This is a genomic window from Pantoea sp. CS_6 (assembly GCF_041954745.1).
In the GTDB taxonomy this organism is placed as follows: Bacteria; Pseudomonadota; Gammaproteobacteria; order Enterobacterales; family Enterobacteriaceae; genus Pantoea; species Pantoea stewartii.
In genome coordinates this window covers 262,715-288,062 of sequence record NZ_JAVAYG010000004.1, presented here as the reverse complement: position 1 = coordinate 288,062, position 25,348 = coordinate 262,715, and the positions used below count along the sequence as shown (strand labels likewise).

The 25,348-nt window shown below is 56.9% G+C and carries 24 protein-coding genes; 16 read left to right on the top strand and 8 right to left on the bottom strand.

The genetic code is table 11. The annotated features are described in order from the left end of the window. The first annotated feature begins 76 nt into the window (after positions 1 to 76). From exbB to RAC90_RS08530, 3 genes are all read left to right on the top strand, one after another. On the top strand, positions 77 to 802 hold the full coding sequence (gene exbB / locus RAC90_RS08540; protein ID WP_199227862.1) for a tol-pal system-associated acyl-CoA thioesterase: 726 nt from the start codon (positions 77 to 79) through the stop codon (positions 800 to 802). 5 nt (positions 803 to 807) lie between these two features. Continuing rightward, positions 808 to 1,230: a TonB system transport protein ExbD gene (gene exbD, locus RAC90_RS08535; protein ID WP_006118163.1), complete on the top strand. Its 423-nt coding sequence runs from the start codon at positions 808 to 810 to the stop codon at positions 1,228 to 1,230. A gap of 315 nt (positions 1,231 to 1,545) precedes the next feature. Continuing rightward, entirely contained in the window at positions 1,546 to 2,868 is a 1,323-nt protein-coding gene (locus RAC90_RS08530) for an MFS transporter (protein WP_375124231.1), read from the top strand. Here RAC90_RS08530 and RAC90_RS08525 read toward each other — a convergent pair. From RAC90_RS08525 to RAC90_RS08505, 5 genes are read right to left on the bottom strand one after another with little or no spacing between them, the layout of a single operon-like run. Next, positions 2,865 to 3,839, bottom strand: coding sequence for a spore coat U domain-containing protein (locus RAC90_RS08525; protein WP_006118161.1), 975 nt, complete (start codon positions 3,837 to 3,839; stop codon positions 2,865 to 2,867). The two genes, RAC90_RS08530 and RAC90_RS08525, sit on opposite strands and share 4 nt — an antisense overlap. Next, positions 3,836 to 6,283 carry a fimbria/pilus outer membrane usher protein gene (locus RAC90_RS08520; RefSeq protein ID WP_162285898.1) on the bottom strand — a complete coding sequence of 816 codons (2,448 nt, stop codon included), beginning with the start codon at positions 6,281 to 6,283 and terminating at the stop codon, positions 3,836 to 3,838. Before RAC90_RS08520 ends, RAC90_RS08525 begins: the two co-directional genes overlap by 4 nt. Before the next feature lie 6 nt (positions 6,284 to 6,289). After that, positions 6,290 to 6,988, bottom strand: a complete 699-nt coding sequence (locus tag RAC90_RS08515; RefSeq protein ID WP_006118160.1) for a molecular chaperone — start codon at positions 6,986 to 6,988, stop codon at positions 6,290 to 6,292. An 18-nt stretch (positions 6,989 to 7,006) separates the two neighbouring features. Next, the gene (locus RAC90_RS08510) at positions 7,007 to 7,528 is read right to left on the bottom strand and encodes a spore coat U domain-containing protein (protein WP_006118159.1); all 522 of its coding nucleotides are present in this window, start codon (positions 7,526 to 7,528) and stop codon (positions 7,007 to 7,009) included. A gap of 24 nt (positions 7,529 to 7,552) precedes the next feature. Continuing rightward, a complete protein-coding gene (locus RAC90_RS08505) occupies positions 7,553 to 8,119 on the bottom strand; it encodes a spore coat protein U domain-containing protein (protein ID WP_006118158.1) in 567 nt (188 codons plus the stop codon). A 52-nt stretch (positions 8,120 to 8,171) separates the two neighbouring features. Here RAC90_RS08505 and RAC90_RS08500 point away from each other — a divergent pair, with 52 nt between their 5' ends. The 3 genes from RAC90_RS08500 to RAC90_RS08490 all read left to right on the top strand — a co-directional run bounded on the left by RAC90_RS08500 (position 8,172) and on the right by RAC90_RS08490 (position 12,332). Further along, a complete protein-coding gene (locus RAC90_RS08500; protein WP_375124230.1) occupies positions 8,172 to 8,510 on the top strand; it encodes a hypothetical protein in 339 nt (112 codons plus the stop codon). Positions 8,511 to 8,756: 246 nt separating this feature from the next. After that, positions 8,757 to 10,853 (top strand): bifunctional diguanylate cyclase/phosphodiesterase, encoded by a 2,097-nt coding sequence (locus tag RAC90_RS08495; RefSeq protein WP_033739769.1) that lies wholly within the window; start codon positions 8,757 to 8,759, stop codon positions 10,851 to 10,853. A gap of 72 nt (positions 10,854 to 10,925) precedes the next feature. Continuing rightward, entirely contained in the window at positions 10,926 to 12,332 is a 1,407-nt protein-coding gene (locus RAC90_RS08490; RefSeq protein ID WP_054633191.1) for a PLP-dependent aminotransferase family protein, read from the top strand. Here RAC90_RS08490 and RAC90_RS08485 read toward each other — a convergent pair. The 3 genes from RAC90_RS08485 to RAC90_RS08475 all read right to left on the bottom strand — a co-directional run bounded on the left by RAC90_RS08485 (position 12,329) and on the right by RAC90_RS08475 (position 14,375). Then, positions 12,329 to 12,811 (bottom strand): YlaC family protein, encoded by a 483-nt coding sequence (locus tag RAC90_RS08485; RefSeq protein WP_006118156.1) that lies wholly within the window; start codon positions 12,809 to 12,811, stop codon positions 12,329 to 12,331. The two genes, RAC90_RS08490 and RAC90_RS08485, sit on opposite strands and share 4 nt — an antisense overlap. A gap of 78 nt (positions 12,812 to 12,889) precedes the next feature. Further along, positions 12,890 to 14,050 (bottom strand): amidohydrolase, encoded by a 1,161-nt coding sequence (locus tag RAC90_RS08480; RefSeq protein WP_375124229.1) that lies wholly within the window; start codon positions 14,048 to 14,050, stop codon positions 12,890 to 12,892. Between the two features lie 55 nt (positions 14,051 to 14,105). Next, complete coding sequence (locus RAC90_RS08475) at positions 14,106 to 14,375, bottom strand: hypothetical protein (RefSeq protein WP_375124228.1); 270 nt, start codon at positions 14,373 to 14,375, stop codon at positions 14,106 to 14,108. 303 nt (positions 14,376 to 14,678) lie between these two features. On the opposite strand from RAC90_RS08475, the gene RAC90_RS08470 reads away from it, so the two are divergent. From RAC90_RS08470 to RAC90_RS08425, 10 genes are all read left to right on the top strand, one after another. Beyond that, positions 14,679 to 15,680 carry an LLM class flavin-dependent oxidoreductase gene (locus RAC90_RS08470; RefSeq protein WP_058708807.1) on the top strand — a complete coding sequence of 334 codons (1,002 nt, stop codon included), beginning with the start codon at positions 14,679 to 14,681 and terminating at the stop codon, positions 15,678 to 15,680. Positions 15,681 to 15,695: 15 nt separating this feature from the next. After that, a complete protein-coding gene (locus RAC90_RS08465) occupies positions 15,696 to 16,850 on the top strand; it encodes an amidohydrolase (protein WP_375124246.1) in 1,155 nt (384 codons plus the stop codon). A gap of 77 nt (positions 16,851 to 16,927) precedes the next feature. Beyond that, positions 16,928 to 18,241, top strand: a complete 1,314-nt coding sequence (locus tag RAC90_RS08460) for an LLM class flavin-dependent oxidoreductase (protein WP_324020876.1) — start codon at positions 16,928 to 16,930, stop codon at positions 18,239 to 18,241. An 11-nt stretch (positions 18,242 to 18,252) separates the two neighbouring features. Further along, on the top strand, positions 18,253 to 19,191 hold the full coding sequence (locus tag RAC90_RS08455; RefSeq protein ID WP_205950752.1) for an ABC transporter substrate-binding protein: 939 nt from the start codon (positions 18,253 to 18,255) through the stop codon (positions 19,189 to 19,191). 10 nt (positions 19,192 to 19,201) lie between these two features. Beyond that, a complete protein-coding gene (locus RAC90_RS08450) occupies positions 19,202 to 19,714 on the top strand; it encodes a GNAT family N-acetyltransferase (protein ID WP_006118148.1) in 513 nt (170 codons plus the stop codon). A 9-nt stretch (positions 19,715 to 19,723) separates the two neighbouring features. Then, positions 19,724 to 20,650: an amino acid ABC transporter permease gene (locus RAC90_RS08445; protein ID WP_058708812.1), complete on the top strand. Its 927-nt coding sequence runs from the start codon at positions 19,724 to 19,726 to the stop codon at positions 20,648 to 20,650. Next, positions 20,634 to 21,428 (top strand): amino acid ABC transporter ATP-binding protein, encoded by a 795-nt coding sequence (locus RAC90_RS08440; RefSeq protein ID WP_133745628.1) that lies wholly within the window; start codon positions 20,634 to 20,636, stop codon positions 21,426 to 21,428. The genes RAC90_RS08445 and RAC90_RS08440 overlap by 17 nt, the downstream gene beginning before the upstream one ends. 9 nt (positions 21,429 to 21,437) lie before the next feature. Further along, a complete protein-coding gene (locus tag RAC90_RS08435) occupies positions 21,438 to 22,337 on the top strand; it encodes an ABC transporter substrate-binding protein (RefSeq protein ID WP_375124227.1) in 900 nt (299 codons plus the stop codon). A gap of 375 nt (positions 22,338 to 22,712) precedes the next feature. Next, positions 22,713 to 23,315 (top strand): cupin domain-containing protein, encoded by a 603-nt coding sequence (locus tag RAC90_RS08430; protein ID WP_033739757.1) that lies wholly within the window; start codon positions 22,713 to 22,715, stop codon positions 23,313 to 23,315. 301 nt (positions 23,316 to 23,616) lie between these two features. Continuing rightward, the gene (locus RAC90_RS08425) at positions 23,617 to 25,323 is read left to right on the top strand and encodes a lysophospholipid acyltransferase family protein (protein WP_033739756.1); all 1,707 of its coding nucleotides are present in this window, start codon (positions 23,617 to 23,619) and stop codon (positions 25,321 to 25,323) included. Positions 25,324 to 25,348: the final 25 nt, after the last annotated feature.

Sequence of the window (25,348 nt, the reverse complement as noted above, 5' to 3'; positions counted from 1 at the left end):
GATTTTTGCTATCATTTGCCCTTATTCCGCATCCTGTATATGAAGTTGGAGAAGCAGCGTGGTAGCCAGTGATTTAATGCAAGCGGACCTTTCCGTGTGGGGCATGTATCAGCATGCCGATATTGTGGTGAAGGTTGTCATGATCGGTCTGTTACTGGCCTCAGTCGTGACCTGGGCCATTTTCTTCGGGAAGTACGCTGAGCTGAGCGCCGCCAGACGTCGCCTGAAGCGTGAACAGCTGGCATTAGGCGAAGCCCGCAGTCTCAATGATGCCGCGCGCGCGGCCCAGAGCTTCCATGCGGCCAGCCACAGCGCGGTGCTGTTACATGATGCGCAAAACGAGCTGGACCTGTCCGCAGGCGTTGAAGAAACCGGCGGCATTAAAGAACGCACTGCGTTTCGTCTTGAGCGTCGGGTTGCGGCATTCTGCCGTCATGCGGGGCGCGGGAATGGCTTCCTGGCCACGATTGGCTCGGTGGCGCCCTTCGTCGGCCTGTTTGGTACCGTCTGGGGCATCATGAACAGCTTTATCGGTATTGCCAAAACCCAGACGACTAACCTGGCGGTCGTGGCACCGGGTATCGCCGAAGCGCTGCTGGCGACGGCCATTGGTTTAGTCGCGGCGATTCCGGCGGTTGTGATTTATAACGTGTTTGCCCGTATGATCGCTAATTACAAAGCCTCCTTAGGCGACGTTGCCGCGCAGGTCATGCTGTTGCAAAGCCGCGATATCGACCTGGGAAACCTGGCTCAGCCTGAGGTCAGCCGTCCTGCCGCCGCGCAAAAACTGCGTCTGGGGTAAGCGTTATGGCAATGCGATTTAACGACAGCTCAGAAACCGATGGTGAAATGCATGAAATCAACGTCACGCCGTTTATCGACGTGATGCTGGTACTGCTGATTATCTTTATGGTGGCTGCGCCCCTGGCAACGGTGGATGTGCGTGTGAATCTGCCCGCGTCCACCAGTGCGCCGCAACCGCGTCCGGAAAAACCGGTCTATCTCTCGATTAAAGCCGATAAGCAGCTTTACGTAGGTAACGATCAGGTGAACAAGGACGCGCTTATCAACGTGTTGATGCAGCAGACGCAAGGCAACAAAGATACCACCATTTTCTTCCAGGCCGACAAATCGGTCGATTATGAAACCCTGATGAGCGTGATGGATGAACTGCGCACGGCGGGTTATCTCAAGATCGGCCTGATGGGGATGGAAACGGTAAAAAAATAACGCGTCGTTGATGTGCGCAGGCTAAACCCGTCCTGCACAGCCTTGCAGTGAGTGCGTTTCGCCTGTTTCTCCTTCATCCGTTTATCCCTTGTTTTGTAAGAAAGCGCGTTCAGCCCGACGCGCTTTTTTTATGCCTGAATTTTTGCCACATCTTGTCTGGCAAATCCTGCGCCGAGCAGGCAGTTATGCTACTGTAACCCTTCTGTTAATTTCTTGTTACTTAAACCAGAGAGTTTGTAAAGTGCAATGGTGATGGAGGTCACATTAATCTCACCTCTGGCAGGCTAAAAGGGATAAAAAACCAAGGAAGCAGTTATGAGCCATAGTGAAACTTTACAAAAGCCGCCAAAAGGTGCGGCCAGAACCATTTTCAATGTTACCAGCGGTAACTTCCTTGAAATGTACGATTTTATGGTGTTTGGCTACTACGCCACGGCCATTTCCAAAACCTTTTTCCCCGGAGACGATCCCTTCTCCTCGTTAATGCTGACACTGATGACCTTCGGTGCCGGCTTTCTGATGCGTCCTCTGGGGGCGATTATTCTGGGAGCGTACATTGACCATCATGGCCGTCGTAAAGGACTGCTGTTAACGCTTGGGCTGATGGCGTTAGGCACGCTGACTATCGCACTGGTACCGGGTTATGCCACCCTGGGTGCTGCCGCACCGATACTCATTTTACTTGGTCGCTTATTGCAGGGTTTTTCTGCCGGGGTAGAACTGGGCGGCGTTTCGGTTTATCTGGCCGAAGTGGCACCGAAAGGGCGTAAAGGGTTCTTTGTCAGCTGGCAGTCCGGTAGCCAGCAAATCGCGGTGATCTTCGCGGCTCTGCTGGGGCTGGGGCTGAATCATCTGCTCTCACATGATGAGGTGACCGAATGGGGCTGGCGTATTCCGTTTGTCGTGGGCTGCCTGATCGTCCCTTTCCTGTTCTATATTCGTCGCATGCTGGAAGAGACCGAAGCCTTTAGTCAGCGTAAACACCATCCATCAATGACCGACATTATGCGTTCCGTCGCCAGCAACTGGGCACTGGTGCTGGCCGGTATGCTGATGGTGGTGACCACCACGGTGATGTTTTACATGATCACCGCGTTCACGCCAACCTTCGGCAAGACCGTATTAATGATGAGTGACAAACAGGCCTTTATGGTGACGCTGTTTGTGGGGATTTCCAACCTGTTCTGGCTCCCGGTGATGGGCGCGCTGTCTGACCGCGTAGGTCGTCGTCCGCTGCTGCTGACGTTTACGGTATTGATGATTGCCACCGCCTGGCCTGTGCTGCACTGGATGGTTGGCGCGCCGAGCTTCGGCCACCTGCTGGCGGCGGAGCTCTGGCTCTCCTTCCTGTACGCCAGCTACAACGGCGCGATGGTGGTTTATCTGGCAGAAATTATGCCCGCTGAGGTGCGTGCCGCCGGTTTCTCGCTGGCTTACAGCCTGGCCACGGCGCTGTTCGGTGGCTTCACGCCCGCCGTTTCCAGCTATCTGATCCACGCCAGCGGCGATAAGGCGATGCCCGGCGCGTGGCTGACCTTTGCGGCCATTTGTGGATTGATCGGGACATTACTGATTGGCCGCATGGTGAAACAGTATCGCGCCCGCCATAGCGGAACCCCCGTCAGCGCGCCGCTCTAAAACGCGATATCCACCACGACGCTGTCGGTATAATTCCCTGCAGGCGGCGTATTTTGGGTGGTGAGGACACGCGCAGTGTAGTTGTAGCTGCGCGTCAGCCCATCGGTACTGACGGTATCCGCCGCCGTGCTGCTTACCCGTTCCGTGCCACTCGGTCCCCAGCGATTACTGGTCGTTCCTTTATAAATCTCGTAACTCAGTCGGTTCGTCCCACTCGCCATATTACGTACGCTGCTTACCGCGTTATTGCCGTTGCTTAACCCCACTGTATAGGTGCTGCCTTTACTGCACAGGACATTGATGGTTTGTGACACGCTGCCAAAACTGGCGACCAGCGGTGCGCTGCCAAAGCTGATATTGGGCGCGGTGATGGCGGTACAGTCGTTGCTGAGCACCACGGTAACAGTAATGGGAATGACGCCGCTGCCGGTTTGCGGTGTGAGACACAGGCCAACAGCCGAAACGCTGGTACAGATGTTGTAGGTGACCGTCATATTCAGCGTTACCGTGTAGGTTCCGGCGGCCACGGTTTGCCCGGTGAGGGTGCGTAAATAGACCGGAATAGCAAAGTTGAGGCTACCCAGCAATCCCGCCAGGTTGATTAAGGTAGCGGAGTTGTAGACAAACGCAGGTCCGCCAATGGTGAGCTCACTGGCACAGGCGCTGTCGGTACATAACCGCACCGGAATGTTGTCGCTGCCGGTATCGCCGCTCCGTTTGAGGATGCCGCGCGTCCCATTGGCATTGCTGGCGCTGGTCAGCTGAAAGGTGATCTGGTTATTGCTCAGCAGCGACAGCGCGCTGCCGGACCCGCAGTTGACGTCAGCATTGGTCGAGGTGCTGCTGACCGTGGTGTTAGCCACAAAGGTGGTCACACTGCCAAAGCTGGCGCTGGAGGCGGGCAGGGCACAGGCGGCGTAACTCAGCGAGGGTAACAGCAGCAGGCAAAGCAGCAACATTAGCGTTTTCATGGGGTGATTCCGGCAGTGGCGTTATCGGGATTAGGCACGGATGCACCTCTGGGGAGCGGCGGCAACGGGCAGGTAAGCGGGCCATACGTTTTGAGTGCCTGCGGCTGACCGCCAGGCAACGTCAGGATCGTTTCGCAGGCGCGACCATCAGGGGCGATCACGCGGATGGGATTGGTGGCACCCAGTTCTTCCATCCAGACAATACCGTCCCAACCCACATAGCCCGTAGCCCGTCCCGGCCGAATCACCTGGCTGGACACGGGCAGCGGCTTATCCTGACCGTCATGCAGTATCACGCTGGCGGCGCGCAACCGCTCGACCGGGAAGTTCAGCAAAAACCCACTTTGCCGTTTAACGGCAAAGCGCTGCTCGACGTTGGGCACCGTCATATCGGCGGGCAGATCGAGCGTATCGATGTCGTATTTAGCGGGATAGTAGCTGCTGATCGACGGCACCAGCAGATAGCCCTGGCGGTCGGTGCGTCCCATCGACTGATTTTCATAGCGCACATTCACGTCAGGGTAATGGGTTTTCACCACCACAAACGCATCGTTAATGGTGTTAGCGGCAAACACCTGGCTGTCCATTAACACCACCGAGCCGGACACATCGACCCACTGGGTGAGGTTGTCGTCATCGCCGTAGAAGCCGGCAGAGGTATCGATCTTGTTATTGCGGTAACGCAGACTGCCCTGGCGATAGTCGCCACTGTTGCCGCCCTGGTTCGCCCAGGAGGCATCCCAGGCGAATCCGCCATCGCTGGGCATGGCGCGGGATAAATACGCCCGCTGGCTTTGTTGACCCTGTTGATCGCGTTCGACGCTCAGGGAAGCATTACTGTTTTCACCAAACGGAATCACCAGCGAGACTGCGCCGCTCCATTCTCCCTGCTCTCTGTCGCGGCTGGCGGAGACATACAGGCTGGCATTGCCCCACAAATTTTTACTCCAGGAGAGGTTCCACAGGCGGGTACGCTGGTTATCGCCGCTGGCAATGTCGATCCAGGCCGCGCCCAGACTGCCATAGCGATTGAGCGACACGCTGGCGGTGTACTGCGCCGTGCGCCGTGCCAGGCTGTAGCGGTTATCTGCATAGAGGGCGTTGCTCTGGCTACTCACCAACGCCAGGTTGCCAAAGCCCGCGCTGCGCACCGTATGCTGAGTGCCCAGGCTGAAACGGCTGGTGTTGTATTGATAACCCCAGCTGTACTGATTGCCCGACTCGCTGTCCAGGTGGCTCTGTGCGGCGGCTCCGTTGATCACGCCCCAACTGCCGACTTTAAACAGGGCACCTGCGCCGCCCATGGCCAAATCGCGGCTCCCTTCACCATGGGTTTCCAGTGTGAGCCAGTCTGTCAGGCCATAGCGCCACGAGCCGCTCATCGCGGCCGCACCGTAATCGGCGTTTTTGATGCCGTAATTTTGCCGAAGCGCACCGGCTGAAAAGGCGTAGTCAGACAGGCCTGGCTTGAGCAAGTTACTGGACACATAGAACGGCAGCGTCGTGACGACCTGACGACCCACCGCATCCGTTGTTGTAATCACGGCGTCACCGGCACCGTTAACGAAAGGCACGTTAGTGAGCGACCAGGGGCCAGGCTGGACATTCGCCTGAGTAGAGCGGTAGCCATTGACAAACAGATCCACCGTTGACGGCACCGCCGCCTGGCCAAAAAAGGCAGGCAAGGGATAGGTGATCAGATCCGGCCGCACGCTAAAGTCGCGGGCAATCTGGATGCCGCCGAGCCGCACGCTGCTGCTCCATGACAGCGCATCGGTAGTCAGATCCCCCACCCGCCAGCTCAGGATGGCGTTTTCATCTTCATTGCTCCACCAGGTGTCGTAGCGAATGTAGCCGTCATTCTGGTAGCGATTCTGTCCTTCCAGCTGCTGCTGTAAAACGCCATTGCTGGAGAAGTGTCCGGCGGGACCAAACACGCGCAGCTCATTAAAGGCGGCCAGACGCGTGCCTGCCACATCGGTGCGCGTGGCATAGAGATCGTAATTGAACAGCGCCCCGGTACTCACGCGTCCGGGGAAGCGCGACCCGTTCCTTTCCTCACCAATGGTCTGTTCAGGCAGCCAGCCGGGCGGCACGGTCAGCAACAGGCGCTGACGGCGATCGTCGTACTCCACGTTGACCCCGGCGAGCTGATTCACATCGACCTGCTGTTGCCCCTGAATCTTCTCCGCCGGGATCCCCGCGCGCTGTAAGTCGCCTGCCCGCACCAGGAAGTGACCGTTTTGTTGCTCCACGGGCACAATATCGCCACGTGACAGCTGATTCACCACCAACTCCAGCATATAGCGTTGGCCCGTGGCCCCGTTGTCAACGGGCGGCGGCGGGGGAAGCGATGTAAACGTTTCTGCCCACACAAACGTGGGCACCAGACAACACAGACTCGCAATGGCGAGCGCAACGGGATGCGGGGAATACGGCTTCATTGCGATTTACTGCGCCGCGGCGCTGCGCCACTGTCCGGTGTTGGTCTCTGCGCGCAGTTCACCGCTGACGGCGGATCTGAGCGGAAAGCGCTGTGTGCTGTTCGCCAGCACATAACCATAGAGGCCGTTGCCGAGCCGCTGGCCACCAATGGTGACATTGCTGAGTCGGGCATGGCCGTTACCGCGATTCGTCAGTTCCAGGTAGCGCTTACCGCCCGCATTCACCTGACGCCAGCTCAGGGCGGGTTTTGCATTGTCGCGCACCAGACCGTTGCCATAGACAAAGAGCGGCACCGAATAGCGCATCTGAAAATTGAGCCCGGCCTGATTATCGCCAACGGCACGTGGCGTGGGGATTTCATCCAGCACAACGCGATAGGCCATCTCCTGTCCTGCGGCAGGCGGGATCTGTTTAATCAGACGGACCAGTTGCTTTTGCCCCGGTTCAATGCGCACTAACGGGGGACTGGCAACAATCTGCTGCTGGGTCTGATACTGCTCCTGGTTGTTCGTTTGCTGCCAGGCAAAAATGCGCACCTGCATCAGCGTGGTAGTATTGCCTCGGTTTTCCAGCCACAGTTCACTGGCCTTATCTTCCGGATCGATGGCCGGATCGATGGGCCAAATCATTACGGAATTTGCACCCTGAGCCTGAGGCAACACCAGAAAAGCGAACAGAAAAAACAGGGCACGCAGGGATGGCATGGTAAAGCTCCTTTTTCATCACCAGGTCAGCGTGACGCTGAGGGTGTCAGAATAAACCCCGGCGCTTGTCGGACCGGGTAATTGCAGCAAGCCGTAAATAGGTAACGTAATGTTGTTCGCGTTGCTGTAACTCAATGGCACGGCTGTGTTCACCGGAATCGGCGTGGTGTGTGCAGCATTGCTGTAGAGGTAATAAGGAATCGTGTTGGTATTGTTCGCCAGCTTCAGGTTACGGGCCGTGGTGTAATTGCTGCCGCCGTTGATGGTCATACTCAGCGTCGTACCCGGCGTGCAGGCCAGGTTAATCGTGGAACTTTGAACATAGCTGGCGCTGACGCTGCTACTGGCCAGCCCCGACTGGGTGCCAAAATTGAGCGTGCCGAAGATCCCCGTATTGGTGCCGGAGATCACGCAACCTGCCACGATTGACGCTGAAACCTGGAATGTTGTGGAGCTGGTCGTAATGCTCCACCCATTCATACACACGATCAGCAGCAACCCGCCAGCGGTGAACGAAACAGGTGACCGTCTTACCGTCATCTGCATCTACGCCAACACAGGCACTTAATAGTTCACGGCAACGTTAATCGTGTCGGTATAAGTCCCGGCCGGGATCACCGGATTAAATCCGCCGCCTACCACACGTCCATAGATCGCGTAATTGGTGCCGAGGGTCGGATCGGTCGTCCCGCTGGGCGCAATATTCGTGTTGTTGGCGATGGCGGTCGTAAAGGACGCATCGCTGTAGAGGGTATAAGCGATGCCTTGAGTATTATCGGCGCCCAGCACCAGGTAGCGTGGCGCAGAAGAAACGGTACCGTAGACGGTTCCCGGTGCTGCGTTACTGCTGGTCACCTGAACGTTAAACGTTTGGCCGGTCGTACAGCGCACATAGATGCCGTTACCCGCCGCGCCGACCAGCGTAGCGTTCAACGTACCAAAGGTGGCTGCGCTGCTACCGAAGTTCAACGAACCGAAGTTGACGCCAGAGGTGGCCGACTGGCCGTTCACCAGACATCCCGTGGTTAATGTTAGCGTAGCGTTAATTGCACCCGTGGTAGTGGCAGCAAACGTCGCGGACGGCAGGGTGGTAGCAACACCGGCAGCTAACAGAAAAAGCTTGAATTTCATAACCATTCCTTACTGATTATTTAGGGTCAGTGCTTTTTCACCTGATGGTATAATGCAAAAACCTCGAAAAAATAACATTAAATCGCCAGATAACAGCAACCTGCCGTCACTCTCTCCAGCGCCCCAGAAAAAATGGGTGCTGATTTATATTAGTTTTTTTTACTATACATCAGCGCAGGCAAAGTGGCGAAACTCATCGATAAATTTTTTATTATTTTGTTACATTGCCTGCCGCAACGGCGAATCGACAGGCGATCACGGGCTGAAGACGCAGAGCCGCAGAACTGTTTTGCCTGTCTGTGGTGTCGCTGTTATGTCTCCGTCAGTTTGGTATGAGAAAGAAGCGCATGCGGGATGTGAGGCTGAAAAGCGGCAGATGCGCTATCTTTGAATAGCTGCTGTCTGCCCGTGCGGTAAAGGTCGTCAGTGCAGGCATAACGTTGTGGTCAGGCAGCAAAACGGCGGCTCATATGCCAGCTAAAAGAATTGATTGAGCCGGACGCTTGCAGGTATCGGAAAGCGCTATTAAAAAAGCCTAATTTAGTCGTTTCCCGCGCCGATAAAAGGGTAACAAGGCGAAAATTCCTTTTCATCATCTCTTTAACAGCGGCGTGTTCGGCGCTATTCGGAAATCACTATGTTAGTGGCCTCATACAACTCATTCATTGTCGTCATTTCGGTCTTAGTGGCGATGCTGGCTTCATTCACCGCGCTGGATATGGCGGGACGGGTTGCGACCTCAACCGGTAAAGTGGCCCTGGCGTGGCTCTTTGGCGGTGGCTTTGCCATGGGGATAGGGATTTGGGCCATGCACTTCATTGGCATGCTGTCCATGGACCTGAACATGATGATGAGTTACGACGCCTCGCTGACGGCGCTGTCCGCCGGCATTGCGGTGTGCGCATCCATCTTCGCCTTGTGGCTGGTTTGCCAGGGCAACCTGCCGCTGTTCCGCTTGCTGGGCGGCGCGATTGTCCTGGGCTGCGGCATTGTCGCGATGCACTACACCGGCATGGCCGCGCTGATGCTTTCACCGGGTATTCGCTGGAAGTGGGGCTGGGTCGCGGCTTCAGTCATTGTTGCCCTTGTGGCCTCGGTGGCCGCACTGTGGCTGGCTTTTAAACTGCGCGAAGGCCCACAGGGGCGAATTGCCGCCTTGCGGCTGTGTGCCTCTATCGTAATGGGGGCCGCGATTGCCGGCATGCATTATACCGGCATGATGGCGGCGGAATTCCCGATGGGTAGCCATACGATGTCATCCGGCGTCAACAGCAACTGGCTGGCGATTGTCGTCACGGTAGTAACCCTCGCCATACTGGGGATTACGCTGCTGGTTTCCATGCTGGATGCCCGTATGCAGGCGCGCACCTCGATCCTGGCCAGCTCGCTGGCTGAAGCCAACCGTGAGCTGGCACAACTGGCGCTGCACGACAACCTGACCCGGTTGCCAAACCGTATTCTGCTCGAAGATCGCCTTGAGCAGGCCATCAATAAAGCGAATCGTGAAAGCACGCAGTTTGCGCTGATGTTTATGGACCTTGATGGCTTCAAGGCCGTAAACGATGCCTTTGGTCACCACATCGGTGACAGCCTGTTGATCAGCGTCACCAAAAGAATGAGTGACCAGATGAAAGGCTACTACACGCTGGCACGTCTGGGCGGCGACGAGTTTGTACTGCTGATTGAAATTACCGAGCCGAATGATGCGGCGGCGGTCGCCGATCAGCTGGTTAAGGCCGTTGACCGCCCGTTCCCCATTTCGCGTTACGATCTGGTGGTGTCACTGAGCATTGGCATTGTTGTCTATCCCGGTGATGGCGAGGATGAGCGCGAGCTGATGTTTAATGCCGATGCCGCGATGTACCACACCAAAAACAATGGCCGAAACGGTTACACCTTTTTCCAGCCTTCTATGAATCTGCTGGCACAGAGCCAGTTACAGTTGAACAACGACCTCTGGCATGCGCTGGACAATGATGAACTGCGCCTGTTTTATCAACCCAAGTACTGCGCACCGCACGGCCCGATTCTGGGCTTCGAAGCGTTGCTGCGCTGGCAGCATCCCCAGCATGGCCTGCTGTCGCCGGATCGCTTTCTGCCGATAGCGGAAAAAACTGGCATGATTGTGAATATTGGGGGATGGGTCATTAACGAAGCCTGTCGCCAGCTGCATCAGTGGCACCTGCAGGGCCATCAGACGTGGTCAGTCGCGGTCAACCTGTCGGCGCTGCAGTTTGAGCAAAGCAATCTGATCGACACCGTTAAGCTGGCACTGGCGACACACCAGATTCCGGCGGAGCTGTTGACGCTGGAGGTGACCGAAACCACCGCCATGCGCAATCCCGATGAAAGCGTGCGGATTCTGACCGAACTGACGCAGTTGGGCGTGAAAGCCTCGATTGATGATTTTGGTACCGGCTATTCCAGCCTGTTGTACCTTAAACGCCTGCCTGCAAGTGAGCTGAAAATTGACCGCGCCTTCGTCAACGAACTGGAGCATCATTCTGAAGATGCCACCATTGTGTCGGCCATTGTGGCGCTGGCGCAGTCATTGCAGTTAAAGGTCGTGGCAGAGGGCGTGGAAACGTCGGAACAGCAAGCGTTTCTGACCCAGCTTGGCTGTAATACGCTGCAGGGCTATTTGCTTGGCAAACCGCTGCCACCCGATCGGATCGATGAGCTGAAGGAGTTTGTCGGCCCGCACGCTACTGAGCCTGCCGCACTGGAAGTGTAAGGCCCGCCAGGGATTTTTGTTAGCGCTGATCAACATGATAAAGTGACGCCTCTGCATCAGGAGCGACAGGCCGTGGCGAAATATCAGCGATTAATGGATGACATTCAGCAGCAAATAGAAGCCGGTATCTGGCCGCCGGGTACCCGGCTCCCGTCGCTGCGCCAGCAGGTCGCGCGTCAGGGGCTGAGCCTGATGACGGTGCTGCACGCCTACGAACTGCTGGAAAGTCAGGGCTGGATCGTTTCGCGTCCGCAGTCAGGCTATTACGTCGCGCCCCGTGCCCTTGCCGCCGCGCCGCTCAGCGTTGCCATCAGCGAACGGGTCGATATTAATGACTTCGTGTTCGATGTGTTACAGGCCTCGCGCGATCCCGCCATTGTGCCGTTTGGCTCAGCTTTTCCCGATCCGGCGCTGTTCCCGCAACGTCCGCTGATGCGTTCGCTGGCAAATGTCTCGCATCAGCTCACGCCCACGGATGCGCTGCATAACCTGCCGCCGGGCAACGCGACATTGCGCCAGCTCCTGGCTCAGCGCTATGCCCGCCAGGGCATCACCTTGTCGCCCGACGAAATCGTGATAACCAGCGGCGCACTGGAAGCCCTGAACCTCAGCCTGCAATCGCTCACCGAACCGGGTGACTATGTGGTGATCGAACAGCCCAGTTTTTATGGTGCCCTGCAGGCCATTGAGCGCCTAAAGCTCAAGGCGCTGGCGATCCCGAGCGATACCCAGCACGGCATCGACCTGCAACAGCTTGAAGACGCGCTTCAGCGCTGGCCGGTTAAAGCCTGTTGGTTAATGACCACGCTGCAAAATCCCCTCGGCGTGACCTTAACGCCGGCGCGTAAAGCGCAACTGGTTGCCCTGCTGGAACGCTATCAGGTGCCATTGATTGAAGATGATGTCTACGCAGAGCTATGGGACGACAACAGCACACCGCCGTTGCCCGCTAAAGCCTGGGACAGCCAGGGGAATGTGCTGCACTGCGGTTCCTTTTCGAAATCGCTGGTGGCGGGGTTCCGTGTCGGTTGGGTCGCGGCCGGGCGGCATGCGCAGCGAATTCAGCGCCTGCAACTGATGAGCACACTCTCGACCAGCGCGCCGATGCAGTTGGCGTTAGCCGATTTCCTGGCGACCCGACGTTACGATAATCACCTGAAACGGCTGCGGCAAAGTCTGGCTAAGCGTCAGCAACTGGCGCGCCAGGCCCTGATAAAGGTGCTGCCTGCGCAGTCAACGGTCAGTGACGCGGCGGGGGGCTATTTTTTATGGGTGACGTTGCCAGACAGTATTAATACCACACAGCTTTATCAGCGTGCGCTGGCAGAAGGGATCAGTATTGCACCGGGACAGATGTTTGCCGCAGGCGAACAGTTCAGTCACTGTTTTCGGCTTAACACCGCCTGGCCGTGGGATACGCGGGCCGAGGCGGCGGTGGTCACGCTGGGCAGGTTAATGGCAGAGATGGCGCAGGATTAAACCTGAGCGGCCTGACGATGTCCCCAGGTCAGGTAATACACATCGTAAAAGTCCACTTCACCTTTCTGCTTCAGCAAACGGGTAATGCCGCTTTTTACACGCTCTGGCGCATCCGGCAGTGACAGGATGCGGGAGACCGCCTGTTCAGGGACGGGCTCCACGTAATACCATTCGCCGTTGTAGCAAACCCGCAGATCCAGAGCATCAATATCCTCAAAACGGTATTTAGGATTGATGTCCAGCAACATCAGAAAGCTCATCACCAGCACAAATGCCGTCGCAAACCAGAACGCGGGCCAGCCCAGCATATCCGTAGAAAAAATCAGCGCGACGCACAGGCCATAGCACAGGTACATCACTGCCCACAGTCCGGGATGGGTTTTTAAAAACGAGAAGCTGAAACGCGGCAAATTATCGCGGCGTCCTTCACGGTTTAGCGTATTAATTTCGTCGATTAAGATCTGTTTAATGGCGTCCATCGTTCCCCTCACTTTCAACTGATAGCGATTAGAACAGATAACAGTCAACTTGTTCAGACACAGATTACGCCCGTTTTTCTATAACAGTTGCGCCAATGCCTCCTTGCGCGCCGCAATCCGGCGTAGGGCGTGCGGAGCCAACTGACTAAAATAGTCGACAGCCGGTCCCATCAGCGCTTCGTCAGGATTAAAGGCCGGATGATGAAGCCCCGATTCACTGGCACTGCCAATGCTGACAAATGCCCCCGGCACCTGCTGCAGGTAAAAGGCAAAATCCTCACCTCCCATCAGCGGTACTTCAGCCCGTTCGGCGCGATAACCGCTCTGGGCAGCCTGTTGCAGGGCAAAGTCGGCCCATTCCGGGGTATTCAGCAGCGCAGGCGGTCCCGTTATCCACGCCAGTTCAGCGTGCGCGCCAAAGCCCGACGCGATGCCCTGAATCAGCGCGGTCATGCGTTCAGGCATGTGCTCACGTATGGTCGCATTGTGCGTACGTACCGTACCTTCCAGTTCCACCTGCTCTGGTAGCACATTCCAGGTATTGCCGGCGGTAAAGCGGGTGACGCTTAACACCACCGTGTCCAGCGCGCTAAAGACGCGAGCCGGTAGCGTTTGCAGTGCCGAAACGATATGACTGGCGATCACGATGGAATCAATGCCTTCCTGCGGTCGGGCGGCATGCGCACCTTTACCCAGCACCCGAATGGTAAAGCGGTCAACATTGGCGTAAAACGCGCCGGGGCGGGTGCGCAGCGTACCCAGCGGCAAATCCGGCGCGTTATGCAGACCAAAAATAGCCTGTACGCCCGTCAGTGCACCGGCATCAATCAGCTGTCTGGCACCGTCGAACGTTTCTTCTGCGGGTTGAAAAAGAATTCGTACCCGGCCAGGCAGGGCGGCTTCCTGCTGTTTCAGCTGATGCGCAACGCCAAGCATGACTGACGTATGAATATCATGTCCGCAGGCGTGCATGACGCCGGGCCGCTGAGATTTCCAGGGCACGTTCACCGCCTCGTCAATGGGAAGGGCGTCAATGTCGGCGCGAAAAGCAATCAGCGGCTCGCCCTGACCAATCTCCACCACCACACCTGTCGTTAACGGCAGGGGCAACAGACGAATATCCGCCTGCTGTAACCAACGGGTAAGACGTTCCGTGGTCGCAAACTCCTGATGAGAGAGCTCGGGATGCTGATGCAGTTCACGCCGCCACTGCACCAGTTTTTCCGTTAAAGAAGTCATGATTCTCCTGATAACACAGACTGAGACCCGGTCAGCAAAAGGGGCCGCGTTGTCTTTAAATATGATTGGGCTGCCAGCGATAATCCGGTAATACCGTGAGGGCACTGTCGTTCCGCGATAATGGCGTTTGGATAAAGGCTTGCTGCACGTTGTTCTTTTCACGCGTCTCAGGCGCAGGAATATTATTCAGGCATGAACCGCTGTCAGAATACGTCTGATTAGATGCGCGGTCTGGCGTGGCAGGCGGGATAGCCGACAGTCTTTTTTTTGAAAAACCACCCGGTTTCAGAACGTTTTTCCGTATCAGGCCAATGATGTTATTCATCCTTATCTTCCTCTTGAAACGCGGTGTTTTTACAATGGTTTCATCATGAAACGTTCTGTCTTTCAGATAAAATAAGGAATAGCGCAAAGCTTAGTGAAAATACGCAAATGCCTGAGATATGTTGCCGGGTTTATTTCCACAGGTCGTCTAAACAGGGAGGCGGAAATAACGTTACTCTCTGCTTTTTTTATTCTTTTAAATTCTATTGCCGTTTTTTAACTTCATATTCTCATAATTGTTGTTTTACGAAATATAACGTTCTCGCCACACTAGCTTTCAAAGGAAATAAGCGAGGGCAGGTGAATGGCATATCAGTTAAGTCTGTTAGATAAAGCGCCCGTGGCGGAAGGGGAATCGCCCGCCGCGGCCCTGCAACGTACGCTGCGGCTGGCGCAACAGGCCGAGAAATGGGGCTATCACCGCTTCTGGCTGGCTGAGCATCACAACATTGAACAGCTGGCGAGTCCGTCACCCGAAGTGTTAATCGCCTGGATTGCGGCACAAACGACGCGCATCCGGCTGGGATCGGGTGGCGTGATGCTGCAGCACTACAGCCCTTACAAAGTGGCAGAAAATTTCAATCTACTGGCCTCGCTGGCCCCCGGACGTGTCGATCTGGGTATTGGCAAAGCACCGGGCGGCCTGCCGCTTTCCACCCGGGCGCTGCAGCGCGGTGTGCATCAGGATGAAAAAGGCAGCTTTGCGGAACAACTGCGCCAGTTAGCACACTGGCTGGCGCCCGGCGCGGCGCAAGAGGATAAGGACGAAACGTTACGCGCCACGCCGATACCGGCGCGCCCGGCGCAGCGTTTTTTGTTGGGTGGCAGTGAACAGAGCGCACAGTTGGCGGCAGAGCTGGGCTGGCAGTTTGTCTTTGCCGCTCACATCAATGGCGATCGCCCGTTACTTGAGCGTGCACTGAAGACCTATTCACATCTGACCCGCGGCAAGCGGGCACTGGTGGCGGTACAGGTTGTGGTGGCGGATTCTCCCGCCCAGGCCGATCTGCTGGTCGCGGGGCTCAAACAGTTCCATGTCCAGGTTAAAGACGGGCCGGGCGTCAATGTTGCCAGTCTGGAACAGGCTGAACGTTATGTCCGTCAGGGTGGATTCACGGACTACCTGATTGAGCCGCGCACGCCCTCGCTGCTGAAAGGAACGGCCTCACAGGTTCACGCGCAGCTTGACGCGCTGCATCAGAACTTCAGTATTGATGAATTCGTTATCGACACGCCGGTTGCCGATGCGCGCGCCCGATACCGGTCTCTGGAATTACTGGCAACCCATCAATGGGTCGCTGCCTGAATCGCCGAGGTCATGATGAGTCTGAACGAAGCACAGCTAATTGAATGGCGACGTGAACTGCATACCTGGCCCGAACTTTCCGGTCAGGAATTTGCCACCACCGCGCGCCTTCGCCAGTGGCTCCAGGCCGCCGGGGTTCGCTTACTGGATTACCCACTGGCAACCGGCGTGGTGGCGGAAATCGGCCAGGGTGAAAATGTGATCGCACTGCGTGCCGATATTGACGCGTTGCCAATCCATGAAGCCAGCGGCGTCAGTTTTCATTCCCGTCAGCCCGGCGTCATGCATGCCTGCGGTCACGATCTCCATACTGCCGTCATGCTGGGCGCTGCACTTGAGCTGCAGACAAGGGCGCATCAACTACCAGGACGGGTACGTATTTTATTTCAGCCCGCCGAAGAGATCGCACGCGGTGCCAGACAGTTTATTGAGGCCGGCGTGCTGGAGGGCGTTCAGGCAATTTTTGGCATGCATAACGAGCCGGGCCTGCCGAGCGGCACCTTTGCCACGCGCAGCGGTGCGTTTTATGCCAATGCAGACAAGTTCGTCATTCAGGTTACCGGCAAAGGCGCGCACGCGGCGCATCCTGAGCAGGGCGTGGATGCCATTGTGGTGGCCAGCCAGATTATTCAGTCTCTTCAGACGCTGACCAGTCGCAGCTTCAATACACTCGACAGCCTGGTGCTCAGCGTGACCCGTATTGATGGCGGCAAAACCTGGAATGTATTGCCGGGTTCTGTGGAATTTGGCGGCACTGCCCGCACCCACGACCTGCAACGCCGTGCCGAACTGGAAGACCGTGTGCGCACGCTGGTGGAGCACATCGCCCGGGCCAGCGGCGCGCAGGCCAGTCTGAGCTGGCACGCCGGACCGCCTGTGCTGATCAATGATGCGCAGTGGGCGCAGTTTACCAGCGAAGTAGCGCACGATGTCGGCTATCGGGTACAGACGGCTGACCTGCATCTGGGGGGAGAAGACTTTGCCTTCTACCTGCAGCAGGTGCCCGGTGCCTTTGTCAGCATCGGCAGCGGCAGCGACTTTGGTCTGCACCATGCCGGTTTTACACCCGATGAAGCGTCGATCGCGCCCGCTGCCCACTACTTTGCTCAACTCGCGCAGCAGGCCCTGCGCCATCTTCATGACCGATGTCGTGAACCCGCCCTGAATTAAGTTCCACTTCCTGACGACCTGTGCGGCTTGTCGCGGACAACCGCCTGGCATTGTGACGCAGAAAAAAGAGAGTAATCATGACCACAAGACAGCTTAGACTGGGTACCCTGTTGCACGGTGCCTCGGGTAACATGTCCGCCTGGCGCCACCCGGCCGCTCAGGCGGATGCCAGCATCAGCTTCGACTATGCCAAAAAAATCGCGCGTAAAGCCGAGCAGGGCAAACTGGACTTTCTGTTTGTCGCCGATGGTCTGTTTATCAATGAAAAATCGATTCCTCACTTCCTGAACCGTTTTGAACCTTTAACGCTGCTCTCGGCGCTGGCCGGCGTTACGGAACATTTAGGGCTGGTGGGCACGGTCTCCACTTCCTATAGCGAACCTTTTACCGTGGCGCGCCAGTTCGCCAGCCTGGATCATCTGAGCGGTGGCCGCGCGGGCTGGAACGTCGTCACTTCGCCACTCGAAGGGTCGGCAAAAAACTTTTCCCGCCAGCAGCACCCGGAACACGCTTTGCGTTACCGCATTGCCGACGAATACCTTCAGGTAGTGAAAGGGCTGTGGGATTCATGGGAAGAGGATGCCTTCGTTCGCAACAAAGAGAGTGGCCAGTTCTTCGATCCCGCCAAACTACACACACTGCATCATCACGGCGATTTCTTTCAGGTACAGGGGCCGCTCAATATTTCACGCACGCCGCAGGGACGGCCTGTCATTTTCCAGGCCGGCGCGTCTGACGACGGTAAAAAGCTGGCGGCGCGACATGCCGATGCCATCTTTACGCACCAGCCGACGCGGGAAGAAGCCCAGGCCTTTTACCGGGATGTGAAGCAGCAGCTGGTGAAAAACGGACGGCAACCGGACGATTTGCATATCTTTCAGGGCGTCAGCGTCATTGTGGGTCGCGATGCAGAGGATGTGGAGCAGCAGTATCAAACTACCGCTGCGCTGGTCTCGATTGATGATGCGCTGAATTATCTCGGCCGCTTCTTCGATCACCATGACTTCTCCCAGTATCCGCTCGATGCGCCGTTCCCCGACGTTGGCGACATTGGCCAGAACAGTTTCCGCAGCACCACCGACGAAATTAAACGCAAAGCCCGTGAACAGGGACATTCACTGCGCCAGGCGGCACTGGAAGCCGCCACGCCACGGCCGCTGTTTCATGGCACGCCAGCGCAGGTTGCCGACGGCCTGCAGGCATGGTTTGAGAGCGGGGCTGCAGACGGTTTCATCATCAATGGCGGTACGCCGGATACGTTTGAGCGCTTTGTTGATGAAGTGGTGCCTGTTTTGCAGGCGCGTGGCCTGACAAGACGTGAGTATCCGGGGCGCACACTGCGTGGCAGCTTCGCCTTGCCCAAGCCGGTCAATCAGTTCACTTTGCAATAAGGACCTTTGCTATGCAGAAAAAAATGCTGATGGCGCTGATGCTGCTGACGGCCAGCGCTACCAGCCAGGCGGAAAGCACCAGCGTCGCGGTAAATGGGCAGCGCGTCAGTCTTGAAGCCAATAAAACGCCTGTCCATACCGTAAAGAATGCGCAGGCCATCGCACAGTTGCCCGCCGGTTACCACTTTGCTGTGCCGGGTTCGTTCACGGTGGCGGTGGCGGCCCTGAACTCGCCGCCGCTCACCGTTTTCTCGGACGACAATACCACGTTGTTGGGGAGCGAAGTCGATATCGCGCGACTGGTCGCAGACAGCCTGGGGTTAAAGCTCAACGTGGTGCCCACCTCGTGGGAGGACTGGCCGCTGGGCGTGGCGTCCGGAAAATATGATGCCGCCATTACCAACATCACCGTGACGAAGGCGCGCAAAGCGAAATTCGATTTTGCTACCTACCGCAAAGATTCGCTGGGGTTCTACGTAAAAACCAGCAGCCCGATTAAATCACTCACTCAAGCCGACGATATCGCCGGGCTGCGCATCATTGTCGGTTCCGGGACCAATCAGGAGGCCATTTTACTGGCCTGGGACAAACAAAATCAGGCCAAAGGGCTTAAACCGTTTACACCCATTTATACCAAAGACGATGCGGCACAGACGCTGGCGCTGCAGGCCGGACGTGCAGATGCCTATTTTGGCCCTAACGTGATTGGCGCCTGGAAAGCCGCGCTCAACGGTAAGACTCGTCTGGTCGGCAGTGTGGATGGCGGCTGGCCCAAGGCGGCGCATATCGCCGTGACGGTGAAGAAAGGCAGCGGCTTAGCGCAACCTGTCAGTACGGCGCTGAACGGCGTCATTCAAAATGGCGCTTACCAGAAGGTACTGGATCGCTGGGGCGAAGGCGTTGAACGCATCGACCATTCCGAAATTAATCCACCCGGTCTGGGTGACTGAGGCGCACACGATGAGTCAACAGCAATTCCGTGAACTGTCACCTGATGCACCAGAGTTAGAGCCCATTCTCACCGGCTTATTTGGTGAATATGCGGCCCGCTATGGCGATTACTTCAGCCGCCACAAGGAGCAGGAAAAAACCGAATGGTATCTGCCGCCGCACGGCTTATTCATCGTGCTGGAGCGCGACAAGGAGATTATCGCGATGGGGGCGTACAAACCTTACGACGCGCAGACGGCAGAGCTGAAGCGAATCTGGACGCGTGGCGATCTCCGGCGACAGGGGTTAGCCCTGGTGGTGCTGAAAGAGCTGGAGCGACGGGCCCTGCGCGCCGGTTATCAACGGCTGTTTCTGACTACCGGTTTCCGGCAGCCCGAGGCCGTTCGCTTATATACCGGCCACGGCTATGAGCCGCAGTTCGATCTGAGTGGCGATCTGGAGCGTTACGGGCAGCCACCGCACGATGGCCGCTTACGGTTTATCAAAGTGATTGGCGTGCACAGCGTTGTGCAGGCAAGTTAAGGAGTCAGTATGAACTCTCATCAACATTTACATGTCGTGCCTGCCCGTTATCCTGCCCGCACGCTGGGCGCGGTGGTCGCGCTGTTTATCCTGGCAGGCGTGGTGCAGTCGGTCGCGTTTAATCCACGCTGGGAATGGGGCGTGTTTGCCCGCTGGTTCTTTGATCCCGTCATTCTGCATGGTCTGGGGCAAACGCTGCTGCTAACGCTGTTGGGCACGGTATTCAGCCTGCTTTTAGGCGGGCTACTGGCGCTGGCGCGGCTGTCGTCGTCCTGGCTGCTAAGCAGCCTGGCGTGGGGATACATCTGGCTGTTTCGATCGCTGCCGCTTATCGTGGTGCTGATCATTCTCTATAACTTCTCTTATCTCTACGACACGCTGTCCATTGGCGTGCCTTTTACCACGCTGTCCTGGGGCCATTTTCAGACGATTAACGTGCTGGGGCAGTTTCCGGCGGCCGTCATTGGCCTGACCCTGGTCCAGGCGGCCTACAGTGCAGAGATCATCCGGGGTGGTTTTCTGGGCGTTGATCACGGTCAGGTGGAAGCGGCTTCCGCACTCGGGCTGTCTGCCACGCGGCGCACCTTCCGCATTATTCTGCCCCAGGCCCTACGCGCCATTATTCCCACGGCCTTTAACGAAATTATCAGCCTCGCGAAGGGCACGGCAATGGTCTATGTGCTGGCGATGCCGGAACTGTTTTACACCATTCAGATGATCTACAACCGCAACCAGGAGGTGATCCCCTTACTCATGGTCGGTGCGGCCTGGTATCTGATTATCACCACCGTTCTGTCACTGATTCAGCACAGCGTCGAACGCTGGCTGGCGCGTAGCGTCAGCCGTGAACCCCAACCGTCGCGCTGGCGACAATGGCGCAGCCGCGTCACACCGCTCAATCCTGTTGAGGAGATCAGTCATGTCCGAAGCCATTGATTACCGCGTAGCGCATCGTACCGGGGCCATCAGCATTACCGGGGTCAGCAAACATTTCGGCAAGCTCAAGGCGCTGGACGACGTCTCGCTGGAACTTGAACCCGGTTCTGTGACGGTGATTCTGGGGCCATCCGGTTCAGGAAAGTCGACCCTGCTGCGCACCATCAACCATCTGGAACGCGTGGACGAAGGCTTTATTCAGATCGACGGTGAGTACATCGGTTATCAGCGTCGGGGAAATACACTCTATGAACTGAAGGCGCGAGCGATACTGCGCCAGCGCGTCAACGTTGGCTATGTTTTTCAGAACTTCAATTTGTTTCCTCATCTCACGGTGCTGGAAAATTTAATCGAAGCGCCGATAGCGCACCGGCAGCTCTCAAAACGTGAGGCGATCATCCGGGCTGGCGAGCTACTGGAGACGGTCGGCCTGCGCCATAAAGCGGATGCCTGGCCGCGTCATCTGTCGGGCGGTCAGCAACAACGCATTGCGATTGCCCGGGCCCTGATGCTGCAACCCCGTGTCATGTTGTTTGATGAGCCGACTTCCGCGCTGGATCCTGAACTGGTAGGCGAGGTGCTGGATGTGATTAAAAAACTGGCCCGCTCCGGCACCACCCTGGTTATCGTGACGCACGAGGTTGGCTTTGCCCGTGAAGTTGCCGACAACGTGGTGTTTATGGTGGACGGGAAAATTGTCGAGCAGGGCAGCAGTGCCCAGGTGCTAAACCATCCACGTCATGAACGCACCCGCCGCTTTCTGGCACGCGTATTATAAGGAGCCGATATGAAATACGCGTCTCTCACGCTGTTAGCGGTGTTGGTGAGCGGTACGGTATGCGCCGAAGAAAGACGGGATGCCGCCCAGAATGAACAGCCCATTCATGCGCCCGTGAACCCGGAAGCGGTGAGAAAAATCCCGGCGAATTTTCCGTTTGTGGAGCCGGGCACCTTGACCGTCGCCACCTCGGCTATCCACTCACCGCCGCTGGCGCTGCTGGCGTCGGATAACGTGACGCGCATTGGCAGCGATCCGGACATTGCCCGCCTGCTGGCAGACAGCCTGGGACTCAAACTGAAACTGGTGCCGGCCTCCTGGGAGGACTGGCCCCTGGGCATTCGCGCAGGCCGCTATGACGTAGCCATGTTTAACATCGCAGTAACCGAAGAGCGAAAGCAGAAATTTGATTTCGCGACCTATCGTGCCGATAACCATGCCTTTTCGGTCAAAGCTGACAGTCCCCTCCGCGCGATCACCTCACCGGCGGACGTGGCAGGCAAACGTATCATCGTGGCCTCGGGGACCAATCAGGAACGCATACTGCTGAACTGGGACGCACAGAATCGGGCGAAGGGCTTACCGCCGGTTACGCCGATTTATCTGACCGATGATGCTTCAGCCACGCTGTATCTGCTATCTGGGCGGGCCGATGTGATGTTTGGTCCACATTCTGTGGCGGCCTGGAAAGTCGCCTCACGGGGCCAGACGAAACTGGTGGGCCAGGGGCCGTTTCGCGCCTGGGTTGCCGTCACCACAAAAAAGGGTAATGGCCTGGCGGCGGCGCTGCAAACTGCACTCAATGGCACGATTGCAGGCGGACAATATCAGCAGGTTTTGCAACGCTGGGGTGAGCAGGATGAGGCGATCACCCATTCCACGATTAACCCACCCGGTATTGTGTACTGATTCAGGGCCTGCAGGCGGATTTTCCCTCACAGGCCCTGACAGTCCAGCGCCAGCACGGGCGAATAATCCCGTCTCATCTGACAGAAGAAGGCTGCGCGGTCAGACTGTTTTCGCTCATCCCTTCCTGATATAAACAGGCTGCATGGCCGGTTGCCCTGGCAGGTTTTCCCGGCCTGCTCAGCGACGGGCGCATTGTGTTGCGCGTTTTACAGATTAATCCTACCACGATACAAAGCCTTACCGACTTAAGGTGGAATTGTTAACAATTAATTTGGCTTTGGTTAGCGAGTTTGGATGATTGTGTAAATTGTGATGCATGGCGCACATTACATCACCTGCGACCTTTGTCACACTATAGAAAAAAGGAGACATTGTATGACTGCCCAAACTTCCAGTCTGATGTTGCTGATGTCTTTCGCCGCAGGGACATTTTCAGCCGGTGCATCGAATAACCCGCAACATTTGATGTTCGCCAGCCCGTCTGCTGGCGTGCCCAATAATCCGTTGCCGCTCATCATCTGGCCGCGCGTTGTGCCTGAAGAGGAAGAGGACATCGCGCGCTGGTTTGAGACGACGTTTGAAAAAAATGGCTGGCCTTCGGACTGGCGCGATCAGATCTTCCCCTACATGCACTATCATCCCAACACGCATGAGCTGCTGGGTGTGGCGGAAGGCTGGGCTGAAGTGCTGTTTGGTGGGGACAGCGGCCGTATGATTACCCTGCGGGCGGGCGATGCCGTCCTGATTCCTGCGGGCGTTGGGCACCGTCAGGTGTCGGCCAGCGAAGACTTCGTGGCCGTGGGCGCGTATCCCGAGGGCCTGAAGCCCGAGATTCTGCGCGACGAAATCGGCCTGCTCAAACTGTCGCAGGAAAAAGTGAAAAAAGTGCCCCTGCCAACACGCGATCCCTTCACAGGCAAAGCCGGGGCGATGACGGAGATCTGGAATCCCGTTGCCACCATCATGCACCAGCAGTAAGGCAGGGACCCGCTGCACGGTTGCGCTGCCGTTTTTTACGCCGCGCAACCGCCCCTTGTTTCTCCCGGCAAGGGCAAGTGACTGCCACGTCATAGCCGACTTTTCCCCCTTTACGCCGCGTTTCGCTCTGGCGAAATTGTCTTTATTAACCTGCTGTTTTTAGTAAATAAAATCCGTGTTTCCATGCGTTCTCAGCAGACTGTGCTGACAATTTTGCCCTTCGATTTGTCCCGATTCATAAAAGTGCAAACATCGCGACTTACTTTCGCTGTATCTCTGGGACAGGCACGAAAGGTTAACTATGTTTTCAGTCGATCAGGTTATTGAGAGTTTCTGGCCTAACCAGCGTCCTGCCAACTGGCAGAAACGGATGCTGAAGTGGGTGTTGCGTGAAGATGAATTCCAGCGCTTTGCCGCGCGCTATCCGCACCTGAAAGGGCTGGATATGGTGGAGCAGGTACTGGAACACCTTGATGTACGCTGCGAACTCAGCGAGCGCGATCTGGAACAAATTCCGCCGCGCGGCCCGGTCGTGGTGGTGGCGAACCATCCGCTGGGCACGATTGATGGCATGGCACTCCTGCATGCGATCTCTCAGGTGCGCCGTGATGTCAAAATCGTGGCAAACCGGTTGATTATGTTACTGGAGCCGCTCAACAGTCTGATGTTGCCTGTCGACAACATCGGTAACCGTACCAGCCGCCAGCAGCTGCAACACATGCAGCAGCACCTCAATAATCAGGGCGTACTGATTATTTTCCCTGCTGGGGAAGTTTCCCGTCTCACCAGCGCGGGCGTTCGCGACCGTGAATGGCATCACAGCTTCCTGCGCCTTGCCGCGAAAGCCCGCGCACCGCTGGTACCGGTGCACGTTGAAGGGCGTAACAGCTCCCTGTTTTACACCACCGCCAAAGTCGCCCCACCGGTGGCGATGCTGATGCTGGTGCGTGAAATGTTTAAACAGCGCGGCATGCGCATCAAACTGCGCATTGGGGCACAGATTCCGTTCGCGCACTGGCACGACGGTCATACGCCAGGCAAAGAGCTGGCCAAACGTGTGCGTAAACATGTCTATCGCCTGGGGCAGGGGAAAAAGGGGCTGTTCCAGACCGAATCCGCTATCGCCCTGGCGGAAGACCGCGCTGAACTGAAGAAAGCGCTACTGCAAAGCGAGCTGCTGGGAACGACCACCGACGGTAAGCAGATCTATCTGTGGCGACGCAACGGCGCAACCTGGGTGCCAATCCTGCGCGAGCTGGGCCGGTTGCGTGAAATTGCGTTTCGCGCCGTGGGCGAGGGCAGCGGACGTCGTCGTGACCTGGACAGCTACGATGATGACTATTATCACCTGATTCTGTGGGATGACGCCGAACTGGAAATCGTCGGTGCCTACCGGTTTATTCCGGGTGGCGAACAACTGGAACGGCGCGGAATGGAAGGTCTCTACAGCCACAGCCTGTTCCATTACGATGAACGGATGATCCCGATCCTGCGCCAGGGCATCGAGCTGGGCCGTAGCTTTATTCAGCCAGCCTATTGGGGCAAACGTGGACTGGATTACCTCTGGCTCGGCATTGGTGCCTATGTCGCCAAATATCCCGAAGTACGCTATCTGTTCGGGCCGGTCTCGATTTCAGGCACCATGCCGCTGGCGGCGCGTGATTTGCTGGTGGCGTTCTACCGCATCTACTTCCCCACAGATTTTCCGCTGGCCACCTCACGCTGCCCGTATCCGGCCTCGCTGCCTGACGTGCTGGCACAGTTCAGCGGTAATGATTACAAAGAGGATCTGCAGCGGCTGAAACAACTGCTCAGTAACCTTGGCGCCGCGATTCCGACCCTGTACAAACAGTACTGCGAAGTGTACGAGCCGGGCGGCGTGCAGTTTATTGATTTCGGAAGCGATCCCGATTTTAACAACTGTATTGATGGGCTGGTGCTGGCGGATCTCACCAAAATCAAGCCGTCGCGCTATGAACGTTACGTGGCGGTGCATCTGCCGAAGTAGCGGGATGTCACGGTGCTGTCATCAA